This is a genomic window from Colidextribacter sp. OB.20, assembly GCF_009911595.1.
Classification (GTDB): domain Bacteria; phylum Bacillota; class Clostridia; order Oscillospirales; family Oscillospiraceae; genus Lawsonibacter.
Map to the genome: position 1 here is coordinate 13,014 of NZ_QWKG01000051.1, position 17,559 is coordinate 30,572.

Genomic DNA, 17,559 nt, shown 5'->3' on the forward strand with positions numbered 1-17,559 from the left:
AGGCCGCCCCCTACATCAGAAAGGAGAACGTCTATGTCCTGCAAGGAAGAATTTATTGAGATTTTCAAGGCCAACATCACCCGGGAGGGGGCCGACAAGCTGCTGAACTACCTGGAAAACCAGAGCGACTTCTTCACCGCCCCCGCCTCCGCCCGCTACCACGGGGCCTATGAGGGCGGGCTGTGTGAGCACAGCCTGAACGTCTACCACTGCCTGGTGGACTACCTCCAGCGGGAGCGGGTACAGGAGCTCTACGGCCTGGACTACAGCGGCGAGTCCATCGCCATCGTGGCCCTGTGCCACGACCTGTGCAAGATCGGCTGCTATAAAAAAACCTTCCGCAACGTGAAGGACGACGCCACCGGAAAGTGGGAGAAGGTCCCCTCCTTCACCTTTGACGATCCCCTGCCCTACGGCCACGGGGAGAAGAGCGTCTACATCACCAACGGTTTTATCCGCCTCACCCGGGAGGAGGCCATGGCCATCCGCTGGCACATGGGCTTTTCCGGCCCGGAGGACAACCGGATGGTGGGGCAGGCCCTGCAAAAGTACCCCCTGGCCTTCGCTCTGGCCACGGCGGACATGGAGGCCTCCTACTTCCTGGAGGAAGAGAAGTAAATCCGCAGGGGCTGCCTGTGACCGCCCCCGCACAGAAAAACCGCCCCGGACGGGGCGGTTTCGTCTATCCCTGATAGATATATGCCCAGCGGCCCTCCTGCATATAGGGCCGCAGGGGGCGGACCCGGGGCAGGGCGGACAGTAGCAGCTCCCCCAGCACCACACAGGCGATGAACTCGCCCAGACCCACAGTAAAGGCGTTGAAGGCGTAGGCGGTCCAAAAACCCGGACCGAAGCCCGTCTCAAACCAGGCAATCTCCGCCCCCACGATGGCGGCGTTGCAGAGAACCGGAGGCAGAGGAGCCAGCCAGCGGTTGGGCATCCGCTGGGTCAGCAGGCAGGCAATGAGGGTGGCGGCGGAGCCGCACAGGATATCCAGGGGGTAGGGAGAGAACAGGTTGGCGATGAAGCAGCCCACAAACAGCCCCGGCGTGGCGGCAGGGAACAGGAAGGGCAGCACCGTCATGGCCTCGGCGGCCCGCAGCTGCACCCCGCTGTACTGGGGTATGGGCAGGGCCAGGGTGAGTACGGCGTACACCGCCGCAATGAGAGCCGCCAAGGCCAGCTCTCGGATGGGTAATCTGCGCATAAAAAAACCTCCATTTTTTGTTTAGAGAACGGCGGCGGACCGCCGAACGAACGCCGGAGTTCCATTTTCCGACGCTTGGACGAGGTGTGGAAACTCGTCAGGAGGCATTGTAGCACAGAAAACAAAATTTGTCCAGTAATAATACGCTCTGTTTTTTGATTTGAAAAAGACCCTGCCCAAAACAGGCAGGGTCCTTGCATACAGAGCCGGCATTAGGGCTTGTTTGAAAAATGTCAATACGCCCAAGCGGTGGTCTTTTTTCCGCCATACTGCCCCAATTTTTCTTGAAATACATCCAGTATTCCTGCGAAAAATTGTGTTTGTCCGGCGAAAAAATTCCTCACCACTGTGCATATTTCCATTTTTCAAACAGCGCCCAGCTGTGCTAAATGAAAAAGAATGCGAGTGGAGCTAGGAGCAGAAGGGGAACATACAGCAGCAAATAGTAATACTCCTTTTTTCGAATGTAGTAAATCGTCCCAGCCAGTCCCATCCCAGAACCGCCAACCGCTTTAACATACCGCGATGTTATCATATAGCCTTCCCCAGGAAGTAAAATGAAACAAACTAACATACAAAAGAACACAATTCGAATAAAATTTTTCATATTCACCAACTTTCACAAGCCAAGAAAGTATAACAGGAGAAATTTATTCTATTTTAACATATTTTTTGTAATATGTCAATAAAAATTTATACAAATTAAATAATGGCAGTATGATTTCTCATCTCTGAGCCCACAGAAAAATTTGCAGAGGCCGTCCTTTTGGCCGCCTCTGCTTGCATATCCCATGCGCAAAGCGTAAAATGTAAGAAATCCGTAAGGGATTCCCCTCTTGTTTTGTAAGAAGTTTCTGATATCCTGACCACAGCGAACGAGGAAGGAGCGAACCCGATGAGCAAGCAGGAGACCATTCTGGTGGTGGACGACGACCGGGCGATTGTGGGGGCCATCGCCACAGCCCTGGAAAAGGAGGGGTTCACTGTCCTCCGGGCCCACGACGGCATGGAGGCACTGGACAAGGCAACGGACCCGGAGCTGCGGCTGATTCTGATGGACGTGATGATGCCAAAGCTGGACGGGCTGTCCGCCGTGCTGCGCATCCGGGAGCGGCGGAACCTGCCGGTGATTGTGCTGTCGGCCAAGAGCGAGGAGAGCGACAAGGTGCTGGGCCTGAGCATGGGGGCGGACGACTATGTGACCAAGCCCTTCAGCATGCAGGAGCTGGTGGCCCGGGTACGCAGCCAGCTGCGGCGATACACCCGGCTGGGGGACGTGAACGCCGCCCCCGCCGGGGTCATTCTCAACGGCCGGCTGGCCTACGACCCCGCCGCCCGGGAGCTCACCGCCGACGGCGAGCCTGTCAAGCTCACCAATATCGAGACGGGCATTGTCGATCTGCTCATGCGCAATCTGGGCCGGGTGTTCCCCGCCGAGGAGATATACCGCCGGGTGTGGGGAGAGGAGGCCTGGTCCTCGGAGGGCACGGTGATGGTCCATATCCGGCGCATCCGGGAGAAAATTGAGCTCAATCCTCGTGAGCCAGACTATTTAAAGGTGGTGTGGGGCATTGGATACAAAATGGAAAAAAAGTAAGGCGATTTTAGGCTTTGTGGCCTTCCTGCTGGGCGTCTCGATGCTGCTGGAGGGGGCGCTGTTCTTCGGCACGGTGCTGACCTCCTCCAACAGCCGAGCCTGGGTCTATGACAGCTTCAAAAGCGACTGGCGCAGGACCCGGGAGTTTAAAAACTTCGTCTCCAACCGGCTGGAGCGGCTCATCATGATGGGGGCCGGGGGCTATATCTATGGCGACATCAACGGCTATGACGGGGGCGACTGGGGTCTGCATGACACCAAGGTCCGGTCGGTCCACAACGCCATGAAGGAGGACAAAAATGTCCTCTACCGTGTGGAGAAGCAAGGAGAAGCCCTTTACAGTAACTCGGACAGCCTGAGCTCAAACATGGACCCCTCCGCCCTGATTTCAGAGGGTTACGGCTTCCTCCTGCAATTTGATGGGGAGAAGGTCCAGGCATGGCTGGACGGGGAGGAGCTGAACATCTACGGCAGCGGCTACTACCGCTTTGACGAGCGGGAGGACAGCTATCAGTGGTATGTCCCCGGCTACAAAAACTTCACGGTGGACGAGGCCGGGTCCAAGGTGAAGGTGACCATGGCGGTCATCAGCAGCCCGCAAATTTTTATCAAGGGCAATTATGGCAGCACCGGCTCCGACCAGTACAATACGCTGTACTACATCAAACAGGGTCTGGACCAGTGGCGGGAGAGGATCATTCAGGAGGCTGTCCGAACGGGTGTGGGCGCTGGGGTATTCTTGGTGTATATCCTGCTGGGTCAGGACAAGAAGCGGGCGGACATGGCCCTGGCCCGGGGGACGGGAAAAGTCTGGTTTGAGATCAAGGTATTAGCCGCTCTGCTGCTGGTGTTCTTCTGCCTCCCCCGCCCGGAGTACCTGGGGGATATCTGGCAGGAACTGATCTATGCCTACGGCGATACGCCGGTGGCTGAGGCCATCCCTGGAGACGTCTATCTCAACGGCGACATCATGGCGGAGCTGGAGCAGAATGGGATCAGCTATGAGGAGTGGCTGACGGAGAATGGTTTTTATGACGGCTACAATATTCCCCTCGTGGAGCAGACCGCCAGCATCGGCACGGCGGTGACCATCCTCAGCGAGAACGGCGGCTGGCTGTTCCGGGAATACCTCCGGGAGCTGGCTGACCATATCCCAGGCCTGCTGGCCGCCTTCTGGGGGCTGTATCTGCTGATTTTCAATGACTGGCGGTATAATAAGCGGCCCTGGAGACGGGGGGTAATCGCTATGCTGGCCGCCTGGGGGCTGGACCTGCCCCTCCAGAGGCGGCTGAGCCGGGTGTGCGGCGTCACCGCGCTGACAGCCCTCCTCATGGGGGCGGTCAACCTGAATCTGCTGGTTTACGCCTCCAGCTACCGGGGCGGCGTGCCTCTGGAGGCCGTCTGGACCATTGTCACCCCCGCCGCCCTGCTGCTCCTGGTCTGCGCGGTCCTGATCTGGCGGCTGCAGCGGCTGTGGACCGACTTCGGCGCGGTGGCGGACCAGGCCGCGGCCATTCGGGCGGGCCGGCTGAAAAGGGAACTGGCCTTACAGAAGGACAGCGACCTGTCCGGGCTGGCCGACGACCTGAACCACATCGGCCAGGGCCTTCACCAGGCGGTGGAGGAGCGCACCCGCAGTGAGCGGATGAAGGTGGAGCTGGTGACCAACGTGTCCCACGACCTGAAAACCCCCCTGACCTCCATCATCAGCTACACCGAGCTGCTTGCCCAGGAGCCCCTGGAGCCCCCGGCCAGCGAGTACGTCCAGATTATGGGGGAGAAGGCCCAGCGTCTCAAGGCTATGGTCCAGGACGTGTTTGAGGTGAGCAAGGCGGCCTCGGGACAACTGCCCGTTAAATTGGAGGGGCTTGATTACGCCCGGTTATTGCGCCAGACTTTGGCCGACATGGGACAGGCGATCGACAACAGCGGCCTCATCCTGAGAACCTCCATCCCGGAACACGAGGTACCCATCACCGCAGACAGCGACCGGCTGTACCGGGTGTTCCAGAACCTCATGGGCAACGCGCTGAAGTACTCCCTGCCCAACTCAAGGGTCTATCTGAGCCTGGCGGTGGAGGACGGACAGGCCACCGCCACCCTGCGCAACACCTCCGCCGCCGAGCTCAAGCCCGGCGCCGACTACACCGCCCGCTTCGTCCGGGGAGATGAGAGCCGCACCGACGGCGGCTCCGGCCTGGGGCTGTCCATTGCCGAGTCCTTCACCAAGGCCTGCGGCGGCGTACTGACAATCTCCACCGAGGCGGACCTGTTTACCGCGGCGGTGACCTTTCAGGTAGCAGAAGCATAAAAAACCTCCCTCCTTCCGAAGCGTGCTTTAGGAAGCTCTGTAGGGGCGGCTATCAGCCGCCCGCGGGCGCATACTATGCGCCCCTACAAAGATATTCCTATCTCAACGCCTCTTTAGGAGGGAGGTTTTCTATGCTTTTACAGCTTTTCAATCTCTCCCTGGTCGATCACCTTGATGCCCCGCTGGGCCAGGGTGGCGGAGGCGGCGGCGTTGTCGGCCACCTTGAAGATGGTGTAGGCGCTGCCGGTGTTTTTGTGTCCCTGGAAAACGTACATATACTCCACATTCACCTGGGCGTCGGTGAGGGCCTGGAGGACCCGGCTCAGCCCGCCGGGCTCGTCGGGGACGGCCACGCCCAGCACGTCGCTGATGGAGTGGACATAGCCCGCGTCCTTCAGGGTGGTGGAGGCCTTGTACACGTCGTCCACGATGATCCGGGCGATGCCGAAGTCGCTGGTCTCGGCCAGGGTGAAGGCCCGCATGTCCACGCCCCCCTGGGCCAGAACGCCGGTCATGGCGTAGAGCACACCGGGCTTGTTCTCAATAAAGACGGAAATCTGCTTGATGCTCACAGTGGTTTCCTCCTAACAATATCTATGGTATCTCCGGTAGGGCGCGACGACCTCGGCGCGCCGTCTAGAGCAGAGATGTAACTTGAGAGAGCGGGCCGCCGGGGTCGTCGGCCCCTACATGGTTTCCTGTCAGATCTTCCGCTTGTCGATAACGCGCACCGCCTTGCCCTCGCTGCGGACAATGGATTTGGGGGCCACCAGGGTGACCTTGGCGGTGATGCCCAGCATGGAGCGCAGGCCGTCCACCAGCTCCCTCTGGCGCTTGTTGATCTCGCCCATGTTGTCGGTAAACATCTCGGGGGTCATCTCCACCCGGACGTCCAGGGTATCGGTTGACTTCACCCGGTCCACGATGATCTGGTAGTTGGCGGCGTAGCCGTGGTTCAGGAGGACGGTCTCGATCTGAGACGGGAATACGTTCACGCCCCGGATGATGAGCATGTCGTCGGTGCGGCCCTTGGGCTTGCTCATTTTCACGTGGGTGCGGCCGCAGGAGCACTTCTCCCGGGTGAGGGTGCAGATGTCACGGGTGCGGTAGCGCAACAGGGGGAAGGCTTCCTTGGTGATGGAGGTGAACACCAGCTCGCCCTGGGCCCCCTCGGGGAGGACCTCGCCGGTCTCGGGGTCGATGATCTCGGCGATGAAATGGTCCTCGTTGATGTGCATCCCGGTCTGGGCGGAGCACTCGAAGGACACGCCGGGGCCGGACAGCTCAGTCAGGCCGTAGATATCGTAGGCTTTAATACCCAGCGTATTTTGGATGTCCTGGCGCATCTCCTCACTCCAGGCCTCCGCCCCGAAGATGCCCGCCTTGAGAGGAATCTGGTCGGGGGTGAGGCCCATCTCCTTCATGGTCTCGCCGATGTAGGCGGCGTAGGAGGGGGTGCAGCACAGGATGGTGGCGGACAGGTCCTGAATAAACATGATCTGCCGCTCGGTGTTGCCTGAGGAGGTGGGGATGGTGAGGCAGCCCACCTTGTGGGAGCCGCCGTTGAGGCCGGGGCCGCCGGTGAACAGGCCGTAGCCGTAGGACACCTGGCACACGTCCTCGTCGGTGCCGCCGGCGGCCATGATGGCCCGGGCGCAGCAGTCCTCCCACAGGTCGATGTCGTGCTGGGTGTAGAAGGCCACCACCCGCTTGCCGGTGGTGCCCGAGGTGGACTGGATGCGCACGCACTCCTTCAGAGGCTTGGCTACCAGCCCGTAGGGGTAGGCCTCCCGCAGGTCGGCCTTGGTGATAAAGGGCAGCTTGTGCAGGTCGTCGCTGGATTGGATGTCGTCAGGGGTGAGGCCCTTCTCCTCCATCTTCTTCCTGTAGTAGGGCACGTTTTCCCAGACGTTGCGCACCTGCTTCACAAGCCGCTCATCCTGCCAGGCCTTGATCTGCTCCCGGGACGCGGTTTCAATTTCGGGCTGGTAATATCTTTCCATTGGGATCATTCCTCTCGAATGTATGTGTATGTTCTTTTCTTTTGGAAAAGAAAAGAACCAAAAGAAAACCCGGCGAAAAACTTCGTTTTTCTTCTTATTTTGCCAGGGCCCTGCCCTTGTTCACCGTGATCCTGTTCCTGGGCCCGAAGTCCATGTCGAAGGTGACGATCACCGTTACCGGCGGGTCCTTGACAAACTCGTCAAAGACATAGCCGGACTCCATGTCCGCCAGCCCGGCGAAGTCGTCCTTGCCGAAGCCGGAGTAGTCCGAGCCGTCGGAGCCCATATCCAGGTTGATCCGGGCCTCGTAGCCCTTGTCTCCCCGGGTGATGGAGATGGCGTACTTGGGGGAGTTGACGTAATTGGCGGGCAGCTTCTCCCTGAAAAACTGCTTCAGCGCCTGGGCGTTGGCGTCGTTGACCTCTTCTGCTTTCTTGGCGCCGCCGCCAAAGAGGCTTGAAAAGAGTCCCATTGTTCATGCTTCCTTTCTATATTTCAAATCGTTAAAGGGTTCCTCCAAAAGCCTCCCTTCGTGAAGGGAGGTGGCACGGCGAAGCCGTGACGGAGGGTTTCCCCCCTGTCGTAACGCACCTGTCTCTGTTGGAGAAAACCCCCAGTCAGCTTCGCTGACAGCCCCCTTTGCGAAGGGGGCCTTTGCCGCCTGCGGGCGGGACGAAAGCTCAATCCTACACCATATGATCGTCCATATAGTCGGCTACGTCCGTCCAGCCGGAAATTGGGATGTCCGGGTCCTCGCCCTCGTCGGTATCTACCTCGCCGTCATACTCCTGATAGGCCCGCATACACAGGCCGTTCTGGATGAAGATAAATTCCGCGTTCATGTCCTCGTCGTAGTAGGCGTAAATCAGCTCGTCCTCTCCGGCCAGTTCCAGCCACGCGGACACCTCCCAGCCAAACAGCTGTGTGCCGGAAAAGTCCTCGGCCAGCACCCAATCCCCCTTTTGGGAAAACTCCATGTCCTCGTATCCCTCAAACCGGGCTTTCACCTGTTCAAGGGGCGCTTTTATCATCACTTTACAGGCAAACATCCTCAGCTTCCTTCCCGCTCACTCTTTCGGGGAAATATTCCCACCGAGATTATATATTTGGGGGAGCCATCTCGAAACATCAGCGCAAAAGAGAGATTGACCGGAACGGGCGAGTCACTGAGATATTCCTCTGCAATCCGGAGCGCCTCCTGCTGTAAACGGCCGGTGGTCTCCTTGCGGTTGAGGTCGATCCCTGTAGGGTCAAAGCCATCCAGCCGCAAATCCAGGGTGATGGTCGCATAACACAGCCCTCGGTACCAATCGAAATAAACGTCGTAAATCGGGGACTTGACATACCGTTCCGGAAGACTTTTCGCGAAATAAGGCGGCAGCTTTCTCTGGTTTATTTTCGCCCGGACGGCGGCGGCAAGGCCGTAAAGTAGCCAGCCCAATTCCTTGAAAAATTTGAATATCCGCACGGTTCTACACCTCCGTTTACGCGTTTTTCCCCAGCTCAAAAGCCTTCTTGTTCAGCTCCAGGAACTTGGGGGGCACCATGGCCTCCAGAGACTTCTGCCAGGCCTCGTCGGGCAGGTCGAAGTAGTGGGACAGCCGGCCCATAAGGACGATGTTCACCGCCTTGGCCGACCCGGCCTCCTCGGCCAGCGCCAGGCAGTCCAGGACGTCCACCTTGGCTCCGGTGGAGCGCATCTTCTCCACCAGGTTCTCCGGGTAGCTGGCCGCGCCGGTGATGACGGGCATGGGGTCGATCTGTTGGGTGGAGGTGACGATCTGACCGTCGGGTTTTAAATAGCTCAGCCACCGGGCGGCCTCCAGAAGCTCGAAGGAGACGATGTAGTCCGCCTCTCCCTTGTCGATGACGGGGGAGCTTACCTTATCCCCATAGCGCACGTAGGTGACCACGCTGCCCCCCCGCTGAGACATGCCGTGGACCTCGGACACCTTCACGTCGTAGCCCTGCTCCATCAGCAGATGGCCCAGCAGCTTGGAGGCCAGGAGGGAGCCCTGTCCCCCTACGCCGACAATCATAATATTTTTGGTTTCCATATGTTGAAACAACTCCTTGTTTTTGGGTGTAGGGGGCGGCCTCCGCGCCGCCCTGCTTTCCAATTTTCACACCGTTCTCCGGCGGGGCGGCACAGAGGCCGCCCCCTACGTCTGCATGAACGATCATCCGAACGCCTTCACGCCGCACAGCTGCTCACACACGCCGCAGCCCACACAGAGGGTGGCGTCCACATGGGCCTTGCCCTCCCGGATAGAGATGGCGGGGCAGCCGATCTTCATGCAGCTCTTGCAGCCCACACATTTGGCGGTATCCACCGTCAGGGGCGGGTTGTGCTTGACGTATTTGAGCAGGGCGCAGGGCCGGCGGCTGATGATGACGGAGGGCTCGCTGGCGGCCAGCTCCTCCTTGACGGCGGCGTCGCAGGCCTTCAGGTCGTAGGGGTCCACCACCCGCACCCGGTTGAAGCCCATGGCTCTGCACAGGGCCTCCAGGTCGATCCTGCCGGCGGGGTCGCCCTTGATGTTATAGCCGGTGGTGGGGTTCTGCTGGTGGCCGGTCATGCCAGTGATGGAGTTGTCCAGAATGATGACGGTGGAGTTGGACTGGTTATAGGCGATGTTGGCCAGGCCGGTCATGCCCGAGTGCATAAAGGTGGAGTCGCCGATGACGGCCACCGTTTTGCCCTCGGACTCCGCCCCCCGGGCCTTGTTGAAGCCGTGGACGGCGGAGATGGAAGCCCCCATGCACAGAGTCATATCCATGGCGGCCAGGGGGGCCACCGCCCCCAGGGTGTAGCAGCCGATGTCCCCCAGGACGGTACACTTGTTCTTGCTCAGGGTGTAGAACAGTCCCCGGTGGGGGCAACCGGCGCACATGACAGGGGGCCGGGGGGGGATGGTGTCCTCGATGGCCCGGCCGGTATGTATCGTCCCGCCCAGCTTGGCGGCAATGAGGTTCTGAGAGAACTCCCCCTCAATGGGGAGCACATCCTTGCCGGAAACGGCAAGGCCTAAGGCTTTACAGTGGTTCTCAATGATGGGGTCCAGCTCCTCGACGACCACAAGCTTTTCTACTTTACGGGCAAAATCCCCAATCAGCTTCACCGGCAGGGGGTTGGTCATACCCAGCTTGAGGACAGAGACGGTGTCCCCAAAGACCTCCTTCACGTACTGGTAGGAGGTGGAGGAGGTGATGATGCCGATTTCGTGGTTCCTGCCCGGCTCCACCCGGTTGATGGGGGCGGTCTCCGCCCACTGCTGGAGCTTCCGGGTACGCTCCTCCACAAAGGGGTGGCGGCGGATAGCGTTGCCGGGCATCATCACATATTTTTGAATGTTTTTCTCATAGGGCTTTGTCTCGGCCTCCGTCCGGGGGGAGGTCTCCACCACCGACTGGGAGTGGGCAATGCGGGTGCACATCTTCAGCAGCACCGGAGTGTCGAACCGCTCGGACAGCTCATAGGCCAGCCTGGCAAACTCCAGGGCCTCAGCGGAGTCGGAGGGCTCCAGCATAGGGACCTTGGCCGCCCGGGCGTAGTGCCGGGAGTCCTGCTCGTTCTGGGAGGAGTGCATCCCCGGGTCGTCGGCCACGCCGATGACCATCCCGGCGTTCACTCCGGTATAGGCCATGGTGTACAGGGGGTCGGCGGCCACGTTCAGGCCCACGTGCTTCATGGCGCAGAAGGACCGCTTCCCCGCCAGGCTGGCCCCGAAGGCGCTCTCCATAGCCACCTTCTCATTGGGGGCCCACTCGCAGTAGATTTCGGGGTACTTCACGGCCTCCTCGGTGATCTCGGTGCTGGGGGTGCCGGGGTAGCTGGAGATCACACAGCACCCCGCCTCATAGAGGCCCCGGGCAACGGCGGCGTTGCCCAACATCAGTTGTTTCATGTTCTTTTCCTGCTTTCCTTAATATGGTTTTGTAGGGCGCGACGACCTCGGCGCGCCATCTGATTGGAACACTGACTCATTCGGCGGGCCGGGTCGTCCCGCCCTACACGCCAGGTCAACGCTTCTGTGGGTGACCACAGGCCGCCCCTACGGCTCCTGCTTCTCGTGCAGTCCCTCCCGGGCGATGACCTGCTGCATCACGCCCCCGGCCCCGTTGTCCAGCATGGACCGCCGGACCCGGCTGATGGTGGCGCTGGAGGCCCCGGTCTTGTCCAGAATGTCCAGATAGACCAGCCCCTGCTGCAAGTATACCGCCACGTCGAACCGCTGCTCCAGACTCCTCAGCTCGGTAGGAGTGCACAGGTCATCGAAGAACCGGCAGCACTCATCCAGGTCTTTCAGCTTCAAAATAGTCTCGTACAGCGCCATGCTCCGCTCCCGCTTTTCCGCTTTTGCCATGGTAATACTCCTTTTCTCCTTTTACCCCAGAGTCGTATTCGGCGAAAATTTATCTGTGCAAAGTGTAGCACAGGAAAGTGTAAAAGTAAAGAGCCGTCCTCCGAAAATTTTTGGACTTTCGGGAATTTTCTTGACAAGCTTCAAAAGATAGGCTACACTGCTTTAGTGGTTAAAATCAATGAAGTAACACGGAGCATATCCGTTTGGAAAGGAACGAGCGCCATGCCTATCACCGATTTGCTGGAGCGCAACAGCAAGCTATACGGCGACGAGACCGCCCTGGTGGAGATCAACCCGGAGGTCCGGGAGGAGCAGCGGGTGACCTGGAAGGAGTATGAGCTGATCCAGCCCACCGGCGACGCCCCCTACCGCCGGGAGATTACATGGTCCATCTTCGACGAGAAGGCCAACCGTGTGGCCAATATGCTCCTGGGCCGGGGGCTCAAAAGGGGGCAGAAGGTAGCCATTCTGATGATGAACTGCCTGGAGTGGCTGCCCATCTACTTCGGCATCCTGAAAACGGGGGCCATTGCCGTCCCCCTGAACTTCCGCTACACCTCTGACGAGATTGAGTACTGCCTGAAGCTGGCCGACACCGACGTGCTCTTCTTCGGCCCGGAGTTCACCGGCCGGATGGAGCCCATCGTGCCCAAAATCAACCGCCAGATGCTGCTGTTCTTCGCGGGGGAGCAGTGCCCGGCCTTCGCCGAGGACTACCTCCGTGCCACCGCCAACTGCTCCAGCCGGGCCCCCAAAATCCTGGTGGACGACGAGGACGAGGCCGCCATCTACTACTCCTCGGGCACCACCGGCTTCCCCAAGGCCATCCTGCTCAAGCACACCGCCCTGATGCAGTCCGCCCGGATGGAGGCCATCCACCACGAGACCACCCACGAGGACGTGTTTCTGTGCATCCCGCCCCTGTACCACACCGGGGCCAAAATGCACTGGTTCGGCTCGCTGTTCACCGGGAGCAAGGCCGTCCTGCTCAAGGGCAACTCCCCCTCCGCCATCTTCCAGGCGGCCAGTCAGGAGCAGGCCACCATCGTCTGGCTGCTGGTGCCCTGGGCCCAGGATATTTTGGCCGCGCTGGACAGAGGCGAGCTTAAAATTGAGGACTACCAGCTGTCCCAGTGGCGGCTGATGCACATCGGCGCCCAGCCGGTGCCCCCCTCCCTGATCAAGCACTGGCTGACCTACTTCCCCCACCACAAATATGACACCAACTACGGCCTGTCTGAGTGCACCGGTCCGGGCTGCGTCCACCTGGGGCTGGAGAATGTCCACAAGGTTGGGGCCATCGGCATCCCGGGCTACGGCTGGAAGATTAAAATTGTGGACGAGCAGAACCAGCCCGTTCAGCAGGGAGACGTGGGCGAGCTGTGCGTGAAAGGCCCCGGGGTGATGGTTTGCTACTACCACAATCCGGAGGCCACAGGCGAGGTGCTGGAAAACGGCTGGCTTCACACCGGCGACATGGCCCGTCAGGACGGGGACGGCTTTGTCTTCCTGGTGGACCGGAAGAAGGACGTGATCATCTCCGGCGGCGAGAACCTGTACCCGGTGCAGATCGAGGACTTCCTGTCCGCCTACCCCAAGGTACATGACGTGGCCGTCATCGGCCTGCCCGACAAGCGGCTGGGCGAGATCGCCGCCGCCATCATCCAGGTGAAGGAGGGCATGACCTGCACCGAGAGCGAGATTAACCAGTTCTGCATGGATCTGCCCCGGTACAAGCGGCCCCGGAAGATCATCTTTGCCCCCATCCCCCGCAACCCCACCGGCAAGATCGAAAAGCCCAGGCTGCGGGAGCAGTACTGCGGCGTGCGCCTGGTGGAGGCGCAGAATCAGGGATAAAAAACGGCCTCGCCGCAGTGCGGCGAGGCCGTTTTTTACAGATATTCCACAAAGGTCTCCAGCTTGGCCCAGGTCAGCTCCATATCCTCGATGGACTGCCAGCTGGGGAAATTGTCCTCCAGCTCCTGCCAGGTGAGGAACCAGAAGTCATACTCGATGCCCAGATGGGCGGGGAGGATGTCCTCGATAATCTTTTTCAGCTCCTGAAAGCCTCCCGGCTCCCCGGCCACCCCGGGGAAGGAGACGGACACCTGCCCCTTGCCCCGCTCCCTGACCACGGCGGGGACGCCGCAGCCGGCAACGGTGTCGTTGATGGCCGCCAGGGTGAAGCTGTCCCCGCTGATGCGCATCAGGGCCGCCAGGGCGGCGGCCAGCTTCCGGGGCTGGGCGGCCACCGGGCGGCGGACAAGCAGCCCGGCAATCCGCTCCAGCCCCCAGTCCTCCGCCGTGGACAGGGAGCCCTCCCGCTGAATCTCCTCCAGCCGGGCCATCACCCCGTCCAGGGCCCGGCCCTGGGCGTCCAGCTCGCCGCCGTTGAAGGGGGCGTTTAAATTGTACACCCCCAGGGGCCGCAGCAGGTCCCGCAAGTACTGTCCGTGACTCATGCCCGCTCCTCCACTGTCAGCGTCCCCAGCAGGGGCAGCACCTCCCTGTCTCCCTGCACATCCGCCGCCGGCGCGGTGATGACGTAGTTGGCCACCCCCTCACAGCCATAGATCAGGCTGCCCAGCCGGGCCAGCAGCACGCTCTGCCCCAACAGCTTTCCGGTAAACCACCCCCGGACGGCCTGCCGCACCCGCTCCAGCACCTGGGCGCTGTCCCGGCCCTCCTCGGGCTCCACCAGGATGGACACATCCACCGGCCTGGTCTCAGGCGCCCGGACCACCAGGTCCACGGCGATCTCCCGCCGGGCGTCGAAGTAGTCCTGGAGCTGTTGGAGCAGCTCCTCGCCGGGGATGCCCTCCAGGGTGGCGGGCACCACGTCCACCGACCCCACCCCCCGGGGCCGGGGGATGACCACCGCGGCGGCCACCTGGTCGAAGGACAGCGCCCCCTGCTGGTAGAAGGCGGCGTTGGCCCCGTTGGGCAGGCGCCTGAAGGTATCCAGCACCCGCTCCCGCAGCGTCTCGTCCTCCTCGCCGTCCGCCCCGCCGGCGAAGGGCTGGGGATTGGTACACTGAGAGACGCCTATAGGGGCCACCGCCATAGATGTGATGGCTCCGGCGGAGATATTGCCCGCCGCCCCCGGCTCCAGGGCCCGGACCGGCACGTCCACCGTCAGCGCCTCCGCCTCAAGCAGGGCGGCGCGGGTGGTCTCAAAGCGGATCAGCCCTGCCGTCATGCACACCGTCCCCTTGGGAATCTCCCGGGGGGCGGGCGACGCCTCCCCGGCGGTAAAGCGCACCGTCCCCTCGGCGGCCACCGGCCGCTTGCGCTCCAGCCCCCGCAGCTGGGCGTGGCGGTCCAGATACTCCCCCTCCGCCGTCTGGGGAAAAGCCTGCCGGACCACCCAGTCCGCCTGGATATACAGCGCACAGACCTGGGCCGCCAGGGCATACAGCCGGGCAGACAGGTCGCACCCCTCCCGGGGCTCCAGCCCAGTCCGGTCCCCGAAGCAGGCGAGCATCTCCCGATAGATCTCTTCCACTGTTTTCATAGCTTTCCTCCTTCACACCGCCACCCGGGCGGTGAGCTCCTCGCCCCGCCAGTCCAGGCGGACGGTGAGCAGGCCGTTCTCCCCTGTCTGCACCAGCTCCACCGACTGCACCGACAGCTCGGGCTCCTCCTCCAGGGCCTCGGCCACATACTGGGCGGCCAGGGCCGGGCGCTCAGAGGGCCGCTCCCGGCCCAGCCGGTACAGCCGGCTGCCCAGCCTGGGCAGAAAGGGCAGCGCCCCCCGCCGGGCCGTCAGCCGGTACAGCACCCGGGCCAGCACCTCCTCGCCGCCGCTCAGGGCGGTGAGGCCCCCTGTGCCGTCTGGGACATAGTCCCCCTCAATCAGCTTCCACTCCATACCTGTCCCCCCTTACGACAGCAGGGAGACCACAATATCCCGCACCACGCTGTAGAGCGTGCGGCCGTTGAGATACAGATCTCCGCTCAGCTCCAGCCGGCTCTGGCCCAGAAAGACGGCGCTCTCCCCGCCCTTCAGCCGCACCTCCCCCGGCTTCAGATCACCGCCGTCCTGAACCGTGCCCAGAATACAGGGGGACTCCCCCTCCGGGCCGGCCTTGAGGACCAGCACCTTGTCCCCCGCCGTGGGCCGCCAGCTGTAGCCGCCAGGGCTGTAGACGGTAAGCCACCGCCGCTCTCCCCCCATACTGACCCCCGCAGGGTCGCCCCCCAGGGTGACGGTGCCCAGCTCCGCCGCCCCCTCCTTGGCCGGCAGGCTCCGGCTGCGCTCCGATGTCCACATAACACTCACCTCAATTTAAAATTTTTACACCGTAAACTCAGGCTCTGCCAGCTCCAGGCGGCTCCAGCAGCCGCTCTCGTCCATCCCCACGGTCACCTGGGCCGCCCGGTAGCGGCCGTTCCAGTCCCAGCCGGAGCGCCGGACGGTCACCAGGTCCCCGGGCCAGGCGCAGAAGGCCTCCCCCACTGTCACCTCCACCCGGGCCAGCTCAGAGGCCGACTTGTCCAGCTGGAACTGGCCGGAGTACCGCATGGCCTTATAGCTGCTCCGGGTTGGCATGGTAATCACCCGCCGGGCCCGGCCTCCGGCGGCCTGGAAGGCGGCGTTTTCCGCCGTCTCCACCCTGCCGCTCCAGCGGTCCCTGACCAGGGTCTGAGACAGCACCCCATAGCGCTTGTCCCGGCGGAGCAGCGAGATCAGGTGGGTGGCGTCGTCCACCACCCGCTCCCGGCTGTCCTTCCAGCCGGTGAGCACCAGCCTCCCCTGCCGGTCAAACCGGGGGGCCACGCCGCCGTAATACCGGGCGAAGTCATAGACCACCGACCACTCGCTGCTCCCGGCAGCCACCGAGAACCGGGACACCGGCCCGAGGGCAGCTCCCGGCGCGGTCTCAATCCCGTAGGGGGTCACATGGTCCCGGAGGATATCCGCCTGAGTGGCGCACAGGTAGTCCTGGCCCAGGGCCTCATTGTCCAGCAGCCGGGCCGCCATCCCCCGGCCGGACAGCTCCAGCACCCGGCCCCTCCCGTCGGCGGTCACCTCGCACTCGTCCACCAGGCCGGTAAACACCCGCTCCCCGTCCTGCTCGGCCTGAAAGCCCACCCAGTCCCCCGGCCGGGTGGGGCTGTCCCCCTCCCAGGGGCAGCGCAGCCAGAAGCTGTCGCAGGGCACCCCGGCGGTGTACTCCAGCCGCCAGGCGGTGGCCGGGGGCAGGGTCCAGCGCCCCCCTCCGGCGTCGGTCACACAGGCTGTCACCGCACCCGCACCTCCTGTCCCACATAGATCAGGTTGGGGTTCTTGATCTGGGGGTTGAGGGCCATAAGGTCAGCCAGCTTCACCCCGTACCGCCCGGACAGCGCCCAAAGGGTGTCCCCCTTCACCACCCGGTGCCAGGCGGCGTCCTGACCGGGGGCCCGGGCCGCAGCTTCGGTGCTTTCCGTCCCCGTCCCGGTGCTCTGTGCCCGCTCCGTCACCCGGGTGGCCAGCCCGCTATACAGGCTGTTCTCCTCCCAGAACTCGAAGGAGTAGCGCACATAGTCGGGCCGGGGAGCCTGCTCCAGCCGCAGGGCCACAAAGTAGGTGTTGGTCACCTGCCAGAGGGGGTGGACCAGCACCCCCGGCCCCGTCTCGTAAAAGACGCAGGCCAGCCTCTTGAACTCGTCGTAGGCCCCCTCGCCCACAAACTCCCCCTCCCCCTTCATCACCCGCCGGGTCAGCCCCAGGTCCTGGAGCTGATACCGGCCGAAGGGCTCCTTGTGCACCGCCATGACCCGCTGGTAGTCGATGGAGTACACCCGGGGGTTGTGGGGCCAGGTATAGCCCTTATAGCGCATGGGAGATAAAATCATCCCGCCATTCCTCCTTTAGTACAGATAGAAGCCCCCGTCATACCGGCGGCTGTCCCGGCGGAAGGCCCGGTCGGCCTGCTCCGCCCAGCGCAGCCCCTCCGCCCCCTGAAGGGAGGCGTTCTCCGAGCCCCGGCCCATACCTGGCAGCCCCTCCGCCCCGCCTGGGATATCCGGGCCCGCCGTCCCCGGCTTTGACAGGGCGAAGAACCCCGGCCAGGGGACCGGGGCGGCGC

20 protein-coding genes are annotated in these 17,559 nt (G+C 62.3%); 4 read left to right on the forward strand and 16 right to left on the reverse strand.

The genetic code is table 11. From position 1 onward, the window contains the following. Window positions 1-33: 33 nt before the first annotated feature. The gene (locus D1641_RS12810; protein ID WP_160666322.1) at window positions 34-618 is read left to right on the forward strand and encodes a hydrolase; all 585 of its coding nucleotides are present in this window, start codon (window positions 34-36) and stop codon (window positions 616-618) included. Between the two features lie 64 nt (window positions 619-682). On the opposite strand, the gene D1641_RS12815 is transcribed toward D1641_RS12810, so the two are convergent. Next, window positions 683-1,207: a QueT transporter family protein gene (locus D1641_RS12815; RefSeq protein ID WP_160666324.1), complete on the reverse strand. Its 525-nt coding sequence runs from the start codon at window positions 1,205-1,207 to the stop codon at window positions 683-685. A gap of 895 nt (window positions 1,208-2,102) precedes the next feature. Between D1641_RS12815 and D1641_RS12820 the strand changes: the two genes are divergently transcribed. Next, entirely contained in the window at window positions 2,103-2,804 is a 702-nt protein-coding gene (locus D1641_RS12820; RefSeq protein ID WP_160666326.1) for a response regulator transcription factor, read from the forward strand. Next, a complete protein-coding gene (locus D1641_RS12825; protein WP_243149385.1) occupies window positions 2,779-5,115 on the forward strand; it encodes a HAMP domain-containing sensor histidine kinase in 2,337 nt (778 codons plus the stop codon). The genes D1641_RS12820 and D1641_RS12825 overlap by 26 nt, the downstream gene beginning before the upstream one ends. Before the next feature lie 137 nt (window positions 5,116-5,252). Here the strand turns inward: D1641_RS12825 and D1641_RS12830 are convergent, their stop codons facing one another. The 8 genes from D1641_RS12830 to D1641_RS12865 form a co-directional block, all read right to left on the reverse strand. Beyond that, window positions 5,253-5,687 (reverse strand): ACT domain-containing protein, encoded by a 435-nt coding sequence (locus tag D1641_RS12830; RefSeq protein WP_160666328.1) that lies wholly within the window; start codon window positions 5,685-5,687, stop codon window positions 5,253-5,255. A gap of 129 nt (window positions 5,688-5,816) precedes the next feature. Next, the gene (locus D1641_RS12835) at window positions 5,817-7,118 is read right to left on the reverse strand and encodes a phenylacetate--CoA ligase (protein ID WP_160666330.1); all 1,302 of its coding nucleotides are present in this window, start codon (window positions 7,116-7,118) and stop codon (window positions 5,817-5,819) included. 94 nt (window positions 7,119-7,212) lie between these two features. Then, a complete protein-coding gene (locus D1641_RS12840) occupies window positions 7,213-7,590 on the reverse strand; it encodes a hypothetical protein (protein WP_160666332.1) in 378 nt (125 codons plus the stop codon). A gap of 214 nt (window positions 7,591-7,804) precedes the next feature. Beyond that, window positions 7,805-8,167 carry a hypothetical protein gene (locus D1641_RS12845; protein ID WP_160666334.1) on the reverse strand — a complete coding sequence of 121 codons (363 nt, stop codon included), beginning with the start codon at window positions 8,165-8,167 and terminating at the stop codon, window positions 7,805-7,807. A 2-nt stretch (window positions 8,168-8,169) separates the two neighbouring features. Continuing rightward, on the reverse strand, window positions 8,170-8,586 hold the full coding sequence (locus D1641_RS12850; protein ID WP_160666336.1) for a hypothetical protein: 417 nt from the start codon (window positions 8,584-8,586) through the stop codon (window positions 8,170-8,172). A gap of 16 nt (window positions 8,587-8,602) precedes the next feature. Beyond that, window positions 8,603-9,175, reverse strand: a complete 573-nt coding sequence (locus D1641_RS12855; protein WP_160666338.1) for an indolepyruvate oxidoreductase subunit beta — start codon at window positions 9,173-9,175, stop codon at window positions 8,603-8,605. 123 nt (window positions 9,176-9,298) lie between these two features. Then, window positions 9,299-11,026 carry an indolepyruvate ferredoxin oxidoreductase subunit alpha gene (iorA, locus tag D1641_RS12860; RefSeq protein ID WP_160666340.1) on the reverse strand — a complete coding sequence of 576 codons (1,728 nt, stop codon included), beginning with the start codon at window positions 11,024-11,026 and terminating at the stop codon, window positions 9,299-9,301. A gap of 147 nt (window positions 11,027-11,173) precedes the next feature. Continuing rightward, window positions 11,174-11,485 carry a YerC/YecD family TrpR-related protein gene (locus tag D1641_RS12865; protein WP_160666342.1) on the reverse strand — a complete coding sequence of 104 codons (312 nt, stop codon included), beginning with the start codon at window positions 11,483-11,485 and terminating at the stop codon, window positions 11,174-11,176. 222 nt (window positions 11,486-11,707) lie between these two features. Here D1641_RS12865 and D1641_RS12870 point away from each other — a divergent pair, with 222 nt between their 5' ends. Next, entirely contained in the window at window positions 11,708-13,342 is a 1,635-nt protein-coding gene (locus tag D1641_RS12870) for a class I adenylate-forming enzyme family protein (RefSeq protein WP_160666344.1), read from the forward strand. Between the two features lie 35 nt (window positions 13,343-13,377). Here D1641_RS12870 and D1641_RS12875 read toward each other — a convergent pair whose 3' ends face one another. From D1641_RS12875 to D1641_RS12905, 7 genes are all read right to left on the reverse strand, one after another. Then, window positions 13,378-13,947, reverse strand: coding sequence for a DUF2313 domain-containing protein (locus D1641_RS12875; protein WP_160666346.1), 570 nt, complete (start codon window positions 13,945-13,947; stop codon window positions 13,378-13,380). Then, entirely contained in the window at window positions 13,944-14,999 is a 1,056-nt protein-coding gene (locus D1641_RS12880; RefSeq protein WP_160666348.1) for a baseplate J/gp47 family protein, read from the reverse strand. Before D1641_RS12880 ends, D1641_RS12875 begins: the two co-directional genes overlap by 4 nt. Before the next feature lie 12 nt (window positions 15,000-15,011). Continuing rightward, window positions 15,012-15,356, reverse strand: a complete 345-nt coding sequence (locus D1641_RS12885) for a hypothetical protein (protein WP_160666350.1) — start codon at window positions 15,354-15,356, stop codon at window positions 15,012-15,014. A 12-nt stretch (window positions 15,357-15,368) separates the two neighbouring features. Continuing rightward, window positions 15,369-15,758: a hypothetical protein gene (locus tag D1641_RS12890; RefSeq protein ID WP_160666352.1), complete on the reverse strand. Its 390-nt coding sequence runs from the start codon at window positions 15,756-15,758 to the stop codon at window positions 15,369-15,371. A gap of 24 nt (window positions 15,759-15,782) precedes the next feature. Beyond that, window positions 15,783-16,733 (reverse strand): hypothetical protein, encoded by a 951-nt coding sequence (locus D1641_RS12895; RefSeq protein WP_160666354.1) that lies wholly within the window; start codon window positions 16,731-16,733, stop codon window positions 15,783-15,785. Continuing rightward, window positions 16,730-17,326: a LysM peptidoglycan-binding domain-containing protein gene (locus tag D1641_RS12900; RefSeq protein ID WP_243149386.1), complete on the reverse strand. Its 597-nt coding sequence runs from the start codon at window positions 17,324-17,326 to the stop codon at window positions 16,730-16,732. Before D1641_RS12900 ends, D1641_RS12895 begins: the two co-directional genes overlap by 4 nt. 15 nt (window positions 17,327-17,341) lie before the next feature. Next, window positions 17,342-17,559 (reverse strand): hypothetical protein (locus D1641_RS12905; protein WP_160666356.1); only part of this gene is annotated, 218 nt, incomplete at its 5' end.